Genomic DNA, 10,366 nt, shown 5'->3' with positions numbered 1-10,366 from the left:
GGTTGGTAGGGGCCGGGCGGGTAGGCGCCCGGTGTCCAGGCCGGCTGTGCCGAGAAGTCCGGGGTGCCGGGCTGGGACGGCCACCCGGGCGTACCGGGGGCCTGTGGGTCGCCCGAGGCCGGCGGGACGGCCGGGCGCGGCGTGGTGGCCGGGTCGGCCGGAGCCGCCCACCCCGGTTCGCCCACCGGCCGGCCCGTGCCGCTCGGGGACGCGGCCGGGTCGGTTCCGGACGCGCTCTCCGGGCCGGGCGCCGCCCAGGGGCTCGGAGCCGGGGACGGCGACCAGGGCGCGGGTGGCGTCCACGGCTGCGGGGCGGCCAACGGGTCCGGCGGCGTCCAGGTGGAGGGCGGCGGCGCGGCCGGTGCGGCGGTCGGGTCGCTCGGTCCGGAGGCCGGTTCGGGGGCGGGGGTCGTCTCGGACATCGGCTCAGCTCACAGGGGTACGGCGCGGACGACCGCGGAACGGTGGGCCCGGGGGACGGCGCCCGGCCTCAATGTAGGCGGTGGCGGCCAGCCGTGCGGTCCCGGCCGGCGGCCCGCGCGCCGCGTCCCGTAGCGGTCCGGACGGGTGGAACGGCCTGGATGGTGCTATGTCCGGTAGTGGCAACCCCGGCGTTCGGTTCGCTCAAATTCAGTGATCGTTAACCGGCTTTCCGAGCACGCACGATGAGCGAAACTCGGTTAGGCTGCGGACCATGTGTGGAATCGTGGGTTACGCCGGTGCGCGCCCGGCGCTCGGCATCGTGCTTGACGGACTGCGGCGTCTCGAATACCGCGGCTACGACTCGGCCGGTGTCGCCGTGGTCTGCGAGGACGAGCTGCTGACCGAGAAGAAGGCCGGCAAGCTCGCGAACCTGGAGAAGGTCCTCTCCGAGCGGGCGGCGGACAACCCCGAGGACTGCGCCGCCAGCCCGATCGGCATCGGCGACGGCACCACCGGCATCGGCCACACCCGGTGGGCCACGCACGGCGGCCCGACCGACCGCAACGCCCACCCGCACCTCTCCCCGGACGGCCGCGTCGCGGTGATCCACAACGGCATCATCGAGAACTTCGCGAAGCTCCGCACCGAGTTGGAGGACGAGGGTGTCGAGTTCGCCAGCGACACCGACACCGAGTGCGCCGCGCACCTGATCGCCCGCGCGCTGGCCGACCTGCGCTCGGCCGGTGAGACCGACAGCCCGCAGCTCCTGGCCGCCGCCATGCGCGTGGTCTGCGCGCGCCTGGAGGGCGCGTTCACGCTGCTCGCCGTCGACGCCGGCATCCCCGGCGCGGTGGTCGGCGCCCGGCGCAACTCGCCGCTGGTGGTGGGCCGTGGTGACGGCGAGAACTACCTGGCCAGCGACGTCGCCGCGTTCATCGAGCACACCCGGGACGCGGTCGAGCTGGGGCAGGACCAGATCGTGCTGATCACCCCGGACACCATCGACATCACCGACTTCGACGGTCAGCCGGCCAGCGGCAAGGACTTCCACATCGACTGGGACTCGTCGGCCGCGGAGAAGGGTGGCTACGACTGGTTCATGCTCAAGGAGATCGAGGAGCAGCCGCAGGCCATCGCCGACACGCTGCTCGGCCGGCTCACCGAGAGCGGCGAGATCGCCCTCGACGAGGTCCGCCTCAGCGAGCAGGACCTGCGCGACGTCGACAAGATCTTCATCGTCGCCTGCGGCACCTCCTACCACGCCGGCCTGGTCGCCAAATACGCCATCGAGCACTGGACCCGCATCCCCTGCGAGGTGGAGCTGGCGAGCGAGTTCCGCTACCGCGACCCGGTGCTGGACCGGTCCACGCTGATCGTGGTGATCTCGCAGTCCGGCGAGACGATGGACACGCTGATGGCGCTGCGCCACGCCAAGGAGCAGAAGGCCCGCGTGCTGGCCATCTGCAACACCAACGGCTCCACCATCCCGCGCGAGTCCGACGCGGTGCTCTACACCCACGGCGGCCCGGAGATCGCCGTCGCCTCCACCAAGGCGTTCCTCACCCAGGTCGTGGCCTGCTACCTGATCGGCCTGCACCTGGCCCAGGTGCGCGGCATCAAGTTCGCCGACGAGGTGGGCGCCGTGGTGGCCCAGCTCCAGGAGATGCCCGCCAAGCTGCGCGAGCTGCTGGACCGGATCGAGCCGGTCCGCGAGCTGGGGCGTGAGCTGAAGTCCGAGCCGACCGTGCTGTTCATCGGCCGGCACGTGGGCTACCCGGTGGCGCTCGAAGGCGCGCTGAAGCTCAAGGAGCTGGCGTACATGCACGCCGAGGGCTTCGCCGCCGGCGAGTTGAAGCACGGCCCGATCTCGCTGATCGACAAGGGCACGCCGGTGATCTGCATCGTGCCGTCGCCGGTCGGCCGGGGCATGCTGCACGACAAGGTCGTCTCCAACATCCAGGAGGTACGCGCCCGCGGCGCCCGCACGATCGTGATCGCCGAGGAGGGCGACCAGGCGGTGGTCCGCTACGCCGACCACCTGATCTACGTGCCGCGTACGCCGACGCTGCTGGCGCCGCTGGTGACCACGGTGCCGTTGCAGGTGCTGGCCGCCGAGATCGCCGCCGCCCGCGGGCACGACGTCGACCAGCCCCGGAACCTGGCCAAGTCGGTCACCGTCGAGTAGCCGATCTCGTCCACGGTCCCTCCGCCCGGTCGACCGGGCGGAGGGACCGCGCCGTCTCTGCCTGCTCATCGGCCCAGCACGATCCGTGCCATGCCGTCCAGCGCCGGGTTGTCCGGATCCCAGTAGCCGGTGTGGCCGTGCGGGGCGCTCGGGAAGCGCCGGCCGCCGAAGCCCGGCCCGCTCGGGTCGGCGCCGAACCAGAGCCGCTCGCCGTGCCCGCCGAGCACGGCGAACGCCGGGCCGAGCGGCGTGCCGGCCAGCAGCGCGCGGCGGGCCAGCTCGTCCGGCGGGCGGGCCAGCCGGATCACGTCGTCCGGCGCGGTCGACGACCAGACCTGCCCGGCGGGCATCCGCAGGTCGGCGGCGTGGTCCACGCCGACCCCGGGCGAACCGACGAAGACCAGCGCGTCAGCGCCCAACCCGTGGTCGCGGGCGGCGGCGCCGACCACGAGCGAGCCGTAGCTGTGCCCGAGCACCGTCTGCCGGGCCGGTGGCCCCTCGTGCGCGGCCCGCAGCCCCTCCTGGAACCGGTGCAGCGCCGGGCCGGCGTCCTCGGCCTGCCGGGTGCCCGCCGCCTCGGTGAGGAGGTCGGGCGCGTCGTAGTCCAGCCAGAGCACCGCCGCCGCCTCCTCGCCCGGCCCGAGCGCCGCGCACCGCTGCAACACCCGGGCCGCCCGGCCCAGCTCGGCCGGCGCATCGGCGAGATCCGAGGTCATGCCCGGGACGTAGGTGAGCACCGAGGCGGCGCGGTCCGGGTTGCCGAGCGCCACCACCGCGCGGCCGTCGCCGGCCGGATCCAGACCCAGCAGGTACGCCCGGGGCGCCCCGCCCGCGGCCAGCCGCTCGCTGAGCCCGTCCAGCCCGCGCAGCGCCGCCTCGACAGCGGCGAGCCGGACCCGCCGCGACGCCTCCAGCGGCCCGGCCGGAAGCGGGTGCAGCAGGGCGAGCCGCCGCACGAGCAACTGCTCGCGCCGATCGCCGAGCAGCAGCCGGTTCGCCTGGTCCCGGGCGGCGGCCGGAAGCCCGTCGAGACGCCCGATCCGGCCCGGTTCCCGCCCCACCAGCCATCGCCGCTCGGCCGCGCTCAGACCGGCCCACCAGCGGCTCACCTCGGCCGGGCCGGCACCGGGCCCGGGCCGCCACGCGGGCGGGACGCTCACCCAGCCGCGTACCGCAGCGGTGGTCAGTTCCGCCAGCCTGCCGGCCGCCTCCCGGTCGGCGGCGCCGGCGAGCGTCAGTGCGTCCCGGATCCCGGCCCGCGCGTGGACCACGGTCGGCCCGGTCCGCGTCACCCGGGCCGGGTCGGGCCGGACCGCGCCGGTGCGGTCGACGAGCAGGCCACCGGACTCGGCGCGGGCCACCTCGGCGCCGAGCCGGGCCTTCGCCGCGCCCAGCCGGGCACCGAACTCGGCGAGCACCTGGTCGACCTCGACCAGGGCGGGGAGCACGTCGGTGAGGTCGGTGCGCAGGTCCCCGATCCGCCGCTGCGCCGCCGTCGAGGCCGCGCCCGACCACCCGGGCCGGAGCGCGCCGATCCGGGCGGTCAGCGCGTCGGCGCGCCGCCGTACCGGCGCGGCCAGGCTCCGCCACGCCGCACCGGCGGCGGCCCAGGCGCCCGTGTCGGCCCGCCAGAGCTGCGCGTAGCCGACCGGCGCGTCCGCCGCGCCGGCGGGACCGTCGCTCACCGGAGCACCCCGGTGAGGCGGCGGGCGGCGCGTTCGTCGACCGCCTCGTAGCCGTCCGCCCCTCGGCGCAACGCCTGAGCGGTGTCTGCCACCCGGGCGCCGAGCGCGCCGGACCAGCGCCGCACGGCCGATTCCAGGTCGGCCAGCGCGACAGCGGATCGCCAGCCGTCCGGTGCCGCCACCAGCAACGACTCCGGCGCCGCGCCCGGCCCGCGGGCCAGCCGGTACGCGTCGTCGGCCAGCTCGCGCGCCACCGTGCGCAGCAGCTCCGGGTCGACGTCGAACAGTCTCTCCACCACGTGACCTCCCTCGCCCGGCGCCACCGGCCGGCTCCGGACACCGGGACGCTAGGCGGCACCCGACGGCGGTCGCCGACCCCTGTGGACAACGGTCCGGGTTATCCACAGGGGTTGTCCGCCAGCCGGTCCCCGGCGCGTACCGCCGGTAGGGTGAGGCCGTGATCGGGGCAGCCGCGGGCGGAAGCTGAGCCGGCGCGACGAGCGGGGCGGGGTGGCATGAGACAGGTGTGGCGTGTCGCGGACGTTCGCGCTGCGGAAGCGGGCCTGATGGCCACCCTTCCGGCCGGCGCGCTCATGCAGCGGGCCGCGGCCGGGCTGGCCCGCCGCTGCGCGTTGCTGCTGGCCGACCGGGGCGGCGTCTACGGCGCCCGGGTGCTGCTGCTCGTCGGGTCCGGCGACAACGGCGGCGACGCCCTGTTCGCGGGCGCGCACCTGGCCCGCCGGGGCGCGGCGGTGACCGCGCTGCTCCTCACGCCGGGCCGGGCGCACGCCGAGGGCCTCACCGCCCTGCGCGCCGCCGGCGGGCGCGTGGCCGACCGGCCGCCCGCGGTGGTCGACCTGGTGCTCGACGGCATCGTGGGCATCGGCGGCACCGGTGGGCTTCGCGAGACGGCCGAGCAACTGGCCGCGAGCCTGACCGGGCAGCGCGGGCGCGACGGCACGCCCGCAACGGTGGTCGCTGTCGACGTGCCGAGCGGAGCCGCTGTCGACACCGGCCACGTCCCGCTCACCGACGCCGGGCGGCCCCGGGCGGTCCGCGCCGACGTGACAGTCGCCTTCGGCGCGCTCAAGCCGGCACTGGTCGTCGGCCCGGCCGCCGAGCTGGCCGGGGAGGTCGAGCTGGTCGACATCGGGCTGACGCCGTGGCTGCGCGGCACGCCGGCGCTCCAGGTGATCGAGCAGGCGGACGTGGCCGACTGGTGGCCGGCGCTGGGCGCGTCGTCGGAGAAGTACTCCCGGGGCGTGGTCGGCGTGGCCACCGGCTCGGCCACCTACCCGGGCGCCGCGGTGCTCTCGGTCGCCGGGGCGCTCGCCGGTCCCACCGGCCTGGTCCGCTACGCCGGGAGCGCCAAGGGCGAGGTGCTGCACCAGCACCCGTCGGTGATCGCCACCGGCCGGGTCGCCGACGCCGGCCGGGTCCAGGCGTGGGTCTGCGGCTCCGGGCTGGGCACCGGCGAGGACTCGGCCGCCGAGCTGCGGGCGGTGCTCGCCGCGCCGGTGCCGGTGGTCCTCGACGCGGACGCGCTGACGCTGCTCGTCGGCGGAAAGCTGGCCGACCGGCTGCGCGGCCGGGACGCGCCGATCGTGGTGACCCCGCACGACCGGGAGTACGCCCGGCTCTGCGGCGAGATGCCGGGGGAGGACCGGGTCGCCGCCGCCCTGCGGCTCGCCGCCTGGATGAACGCGGTGGTGCTGCTCAAGGGCGACCGCACGGTCATCGGCACGCCCGACGGCCGGGCGTACGTGAACCCGACCGGCACCCCGGTGCTCGCCACCGGCGGCACCGGCGACGTGCTGGCCGGGTTGCTCGGTTCGCTGCTCGCCGCCGGGCTGGCCCCGGAGCGGGCGGCCGGCGCCGCGGCGTACCTGCACGGGCTGGCCGGCCGGGAGGCGGCGCGCGGCGGTCCGGTGACCGCGCCCGACGTGGCCGCCGCGTTGCGTCCGGTTCTGACCCGGCTGGGCTGATCCGGGCGGCGACGACCGGTGGCGACGGGCACCGCCCGCACGGCTCACGGCTCTGATGATCACTGACGGAAGTAGGCTGAGGACATGTGGCAGTCGGAGGTGCGCGTCGACCTGGACGCGATCCGGGAGAACGTGACCCGGCTCAAGGCCGGCACCAGCGCCGAGCTGATGGCGGTGGTCAAGGGCGACGGGTACGGCCACGGCATGGTGCCGGCCGCCCGCGCGGCGCTCGACGCCGGGGCGGACCAGCTCGGCGTCTGCACGCTGGACGAGGGGCTGCGGCTGCGCGAGGAGGGCATCACCGCGCCGGTGCTGGCCTGGCTGCTCAGCCCCGGGGTGCCGCTGCACGACGGGATCACCGTCGGCGTCGACCTCGGCTGCGCCAGCCTCACCCAGCTCGACGAGATGATCCAGGCGAGCCGCCGGGCGGGCCGTCCGGCCCGGCTGCATCTCAAGATCGACACCGGGCTGGCCCGGGGCGGCGCCACCGTCGCCGACTGGCCGACGTTGCTGGAGGCCGCCGCGAAGGCCCAGGCCGACGGCCTGGTCGAGGTGGTCGGCGTGTGGAGCCACTTCGTGTACGCGGACTCGCCCGGCCACCCCACCACCGACCGCCAGCTCGCCGTGTTCCAGGAAGGGCTGGAGATGGTGACGCGGGCCGGCCTGCGCCCGCGCTACCGGCACCTGGCCAACTCGGCCGCCACGCTGACCCGGCCGGACACCCACTTCGACCTGGTCCGTCCCGGCATCGCCGTCTACGGCCTGTCGCCGGTCGCGGGCGAGCAGTTCGGTCTGCGTCCGGCGATGACCGCCCGCGCCCGGGTGATGCTCACCAAACGGGTGGCGGCCGGCACCGGCGTCTCCTACGGCCACACCTACCTCACCGAGCAGGAGGCCAACCTGGCGGTGGTGCCGCTCGGCTACGCCGACGGGGTGCCCCGGCACGCCTCCAACACCGGGCCGGTGCAGCTCGCCGGCAAGCGCCGGGCCATCTCCGGGCGGGTCTGCATGGACCAGTTCGTGGTCGACTGCGGCGACGACGAGGTGGCCGACGGCGACGTGGCGACGCTGTTCGGCAGCGGGGCGGACGGCGAGCCCACCGCCGACGACTGGGCCGAGGCCGTCGGCACCATCAACTACGAGATCGTGACCCGTTTCGGTGGCGTGCGCGTGCCCCGCGTATACGACGGCGAGCGCGCATGAGTGTCCGGTTGCCGCGACCGCGTACCGCCGCCGGCAAGGTGGCCGGGCTGGTCGGCGCCGCCGTCGGCGTGGCCGCCGCCGGGCTCGCGGCGGGCGTGGTCAGCGAGCGGGTGCTGGTCCGCCGGCTCAAGAACGACCCCGCCGACCGGTACGCCGACGAGGTCTTCGGCGAGCAGCGCTACGACGAGGCGTACCGGCTGGAGATGCCGGACGGCACCGACATCCACGTGGAGGTGGTCGAGCCGGCCCGCCCGGTCGCCGGGCACCCGACGGTGGTGCTGGTGCACGGGTTCTGCCTGGACATGGGCACGTTCCACTTCCAGCGCAAGCGGCTCGCCGAGCGCGGCGACTACCGGGTGGTCGCGTACGACCAGCCGGGGCACGGCCGCTCGGGCCGGCTGGAGAGCGGCGAGTACGACCTGACCGCGCTGGGCCACACGCTGCGCCGGGTGCTCGACGAGGTGGCCCCGGACGGCCCGCTGGTGCTGGTGGGGCACTCCATGGGCGGCATGACGATCATGGCGCTGGCCGAGCTGTACCCGGAGATGTTCGGCGACCGGGTGGTCGGCACCGTGCTGATGGCCACCTCGGGCGGCCTCGCGGCGGAGACCAAGCTGGTGGCGCCCGCGCTGCTCGGCCGCGTCGGCTCGCCGGTGCTCTACATGATGAGCAACGCCACCCGGTACGGCGGCACCGTCATCGACCGGGCCCGCCGGTCGACCTCGAACGTGGCCTGGCTGCTCACCCGCAAGTACGGCTTCGGCACCTCGAAGCCGAGCCCGGCCCTGGTGTCGTACGTCGAGACGATGAACTCGCGCACCTCGGCCGACACGGTCACCCGCTACCTGCGCACGATCGCCACCCACCACCGGTTCCCGGCGCTGGCCGCACTGGCCGGCACGCCGGTGCTGGTGATCGTGGGAGACAAGGACATGATCACGCCGGTGACGCACTCCGAGGAGATCGTCCGGCGGCTGCCGCACGCCGAGTTCGTGAAGATCCACGACAGCGGGCACGTGGTGATGCTGGAGCACGCCGACGAGGTGAACGCGGCGCTGGAGAGGTTCCTGGATTCGCTATGACAGTGGGCGTGGAGCTGAAGACCGTCGACGACACCCACGAGTTCGGGCGGCGGCTGGCCGGTGTGCTGCGCGCCGGTGACCTGCTGCTGCTCAGCGGCCCGCTCGGGGCCGGCAAGACGGCGCTGACCCAGGGCATCGGCGCCGGCCTCGGCGTACGCGGGGACATCACCTCGCCCACCTTCGTCATCGCGCGGGTGCACCGGCCCGACCCGGCGCGGGGCGGCCGGGTGACGCTCGTGCACGCCGACGCGTACCGCCTGGGTGAGGCCGCCGACCCGCGCGCGGAGATCGACGACCTCGACCTGGACGCCTCGGTGGACGAGGCGGTCACAGTGGTGGAGTGGGGCGAGGGGATGGTCGAGCAGCTGGTCGACGCGCACCTGCGGGTACGCATCGACCGCCGTGACGACGACACCCGGGCGGTCACGCTGGAGCCGGTCGGCGGCGACTGGGCCGCCCGGGTCGCCGAACTGTCCTGAGTCAGGGCTGAAGGGGCATCGTCCAGCAGTTGGAGTAGGCGGTGCGCCCGGCAAGCCGGTCGGTCAGCCAGGCCACGGCGTCGCCCTGGTCGGTGATGAGCGGCGCCAGGTGGTTGGTGAGGAGCTTGTCCCCGAGGTTGGGCAGGCTGACGGCCTGGTAGGTCACGGCGCCGCCCTTGCGGCACCAGTCGACAGCCAGTTGACGGGCCTGCCGGTGGGGCACGATGTCGTCCTGGACGCCGGTCGCCACGCGTACCGGGCCGGCGGGCTTGAGCGTGCCGATGCGCTGCCGGTCGAGGACGGCGCTCGCCTCGGGCGAGGCGGCGATGACGGCGGTGAGGGACCGGCCGCCGATGATCCATTTGCTGCTCTTGGTGAACGCGTACCGGAGGATCGCGTCCCCGACGCACATGGTCGAGGTGTCGCTGAGCGCCGCTCGGCCGGCGTCGTTGACGTTCGCCTCGATGACGTCCCGCACGGCCGGGTCGGACTGGGCGAAGCCGTTGAGCGACCAGCCCAGCGCTCCCGCCAGCGCGCTGCCGTCGATGCCGCCGATGACAGCCGTCAGGTCGGCGGGAGGCGCGCCGACGTAGGTGCCGGCCAGCGGTACGTCGGGCGCGTAGGCGGGCTGGAGCTCGGCGGCGGCGGCGCTGGCGCCGCCACCCTGGCTGTAGCCGTACAGGCCGACGCGGGACCGGTCGGTGACCGATGCTCCCGGCACCGTGCGGGCGGCGCGGGCCGCGTCGAGCAGGGCTCGCCCTTCGTCGAGGCGGTTGACGTACGTGTGCAGCCGGTCGGTCGCGCCCAGGCCGACGTAGTCGGTGACGACGACAGCGGCGCCGGTGGCGAGGAGGCGGTAGATCGCCAGCGCCTCGTAGCCGACGGACAGGGTGTCGCCGGTGAGGGTGAGCGGATGTTGCAGGGCGAACGAGGGTGCGCACTGGTCGCCCTGCCCCATGGTGCCGGAGGCGACGGCGACCAGCGGGCGCGGTCCGGTGCCCCGCCACGCCGCCCACGGTTCGATGTAGGCGCCGGTCACGCCGACGGCCCGGCCGTTGGAGTCGGTGGACCGGTACATCAGCCGGGTGGCGGTGCCGGGCATCGGGCGGCCGTCGAGTCCGGGAATGCTCAGGCCGAGCGGCAGCGGCTCGGTACGGATCAGCGTGCCGTTGGTGGCGGGCAGGTCGGCGGGTGGGTGGTAGAAGGCGGGGATGGTCACGCCGCGGGAGACCACCGGCGTGGTGCCGTCGGCGGACGCGGGTGAGCCGGGTCCGGCCAGGTACACGGCTGCCGCCGCGGCGACGGCCAGGATCCGGAGGCCGAC

The 10,366-nt window shown here is 75.3% G+C and carries 8 protein-coding genes and 1 pseudogene; 5 read left to right on the top strand and 4 right to left on the bottom strand.

The features are described from left to right. Positions 1–422, bottom strand: a pseudogene (locus F8279_RS27325) (hypothetical protein); the annotation flags it as partial. 272 nt (positions 423–694) lie between these two features. Here F8279_RS27325 and glmS point away from each other — a divergent pair. Next, positions 695–2,608 (top strand): glutamine--fructose-6-phosphate transaminase (isomerizing), encoded by a 1,914-nt coding sequence (gene glmS / locus F8279_RS27320; RefSeq protein WP_091426298.1) that lies wholly within the window; start codon positions 695–697, stop codon positions 2,606–2,608. Between the two features lie 65 nt (positions 2,609–2,673). Here the strand turns inward: glmS and F8279_RS27315 are convergent, their stop codons facing one another. Continuing rightward, a complete protein-coding gene (locus tag F8279_RS27315; RefSeq protein ID WP_151501466.1) occupies positions 2,674–4,293 on the bottom strand; it encodes an alpha/beta hydrolase in 1,620 nt (539 codons plus the stop codon). Continuing rightward, complete coding sequence (locus tag F8279_RS27310; RefSeq protein ID WP_151501465.1) at positions 4,290–4,592, bottom strand: type VII secretion target; 303 nt, start codon at positions 4,590–4,592, stop codon at positions 4,290–4,292. Before F8279_RS27310 ends, F8279_RS27315 begins: the two co-directional genes overlap by 4 nt. Positions 4,593–4,808: 216 nt before the next feature. On the opposite strand from F8279_RS27310, the gene F8279_RS27305 reads away from it, so the two are divergent. The 4 genes from F8279_RS27305 (at position 4,809) to tsaE (ending at position 9,042) form a co-directional block, all read left to right on the top strand. Next, entirely contained in the window at positions 4,809–6,278 is a 1,470-nt protein-coding gene (locus tag F8279_RS27305) for an NAD(P)H-hydrate dehydratase (RefSeq protein WP_091426292.1), read from the top strand. Between the two features lie 84 nt (positions 6,279–6,362). Next, a complete protein-coding gene (gene alr, locus F8279_RS27300; protein ID WP_151501464.1) occupies positions 6,363–7,481 on the top strand; it encodes an alanine racemase in 1,119 nt (372 codons plus the stop codon). Beyond that, complete coding sequence (locus F8279_RS27295) at positions 7,478–8,563, top strand: alpha/beta fold hydrolase (RefSeq protein ID WP_091426286.1); 1,086 nt, start codon at positions 7,478–7,480, stop codon at positions 8,561–8,563. Before alr ends, F8279_RS27295 begins: the two co-directional genes overlap by 4 nt. Then, complete coding sequence (tsaE, locus tag F8279_RS27290) at positions 8,560–9,042, top strand: tRNA (adenosine(37)-N6)-threonylcarbamoyltransferase complex ATPase subunit type 1 TsaE (protein WP_091426283.1); 483 nt, start codon at positions 8,560–8,562, stop codon at positions 9,040–9,042. Before F8279_RS27295 ends, tsaE begins: the two co-directional genes overlap by 4 nt. A gap of 1 nt (position 9,043) precedes the next feature. Here the strand turns inward: tsaE and F8279_RS27285 are convergent. Beyond that, a partial coding sequence (locus F8279_RS27285) for a lipase family protein (protein WP_151501463.1) occupies positions 9,044–10,366 on the bottom strand: 1,323 nt, incomplete at its 5' end.

The sequence above is a fragment of the Micromonospora sp. AMSO1212t genome (assembly GCF_008868145.1).
In the GTDB taxonomy this organism is placed as follows: Bacteria; Actinomycetota; Actinomycetes; order Mycobacteriales; family Micromonosporaceae; genus Micromonospora; species Micromonospora tulbaghiae.
This window is presented reverse-complemented; position numbering and strand designations above follow the sequence as displayed.

What these genes read in the sequence shown, in the direction of transcription:
- F8279_RS27305 (WP_091426292.1), top strand. Translation starts at nt 4,809, where the DNA reads ATGAGACAGGTGTGGCGTGTCGCGGACGTTCGCGCTGCGGAAGCGGGC.
- alr (WP_151501464.1), top strand. Translation starts at nt 6,363, where the DNA reads ATGTGGCAGTCGGAGGTGCGCGTCGACCTGGACGCGATCCGGGAGAAC.
- glmS (WP_091426298.1), top strand. Translation starts at nt 695, where the DNA reads ATGTGTGGAATCGTGGGTTACGCCGGTGCGCGCCCGGCGCTCGGCATC.
- tsaE (WP_091426283.1), top strand. Translation starts at nt 8,560, where the DNA reads ATGACAGTGGGCGTGGAGCTGAAGACCGTCGACGACACCCACGAGTTC.
- F8279_RS27295 (WP_091426286.1), top strand. Translation starts at nt 7,478, where the DNA reads ATGAGTGTCCGGTTGCCGCGACCGCGTACCGCCGCCGGCAAGGTGGCC.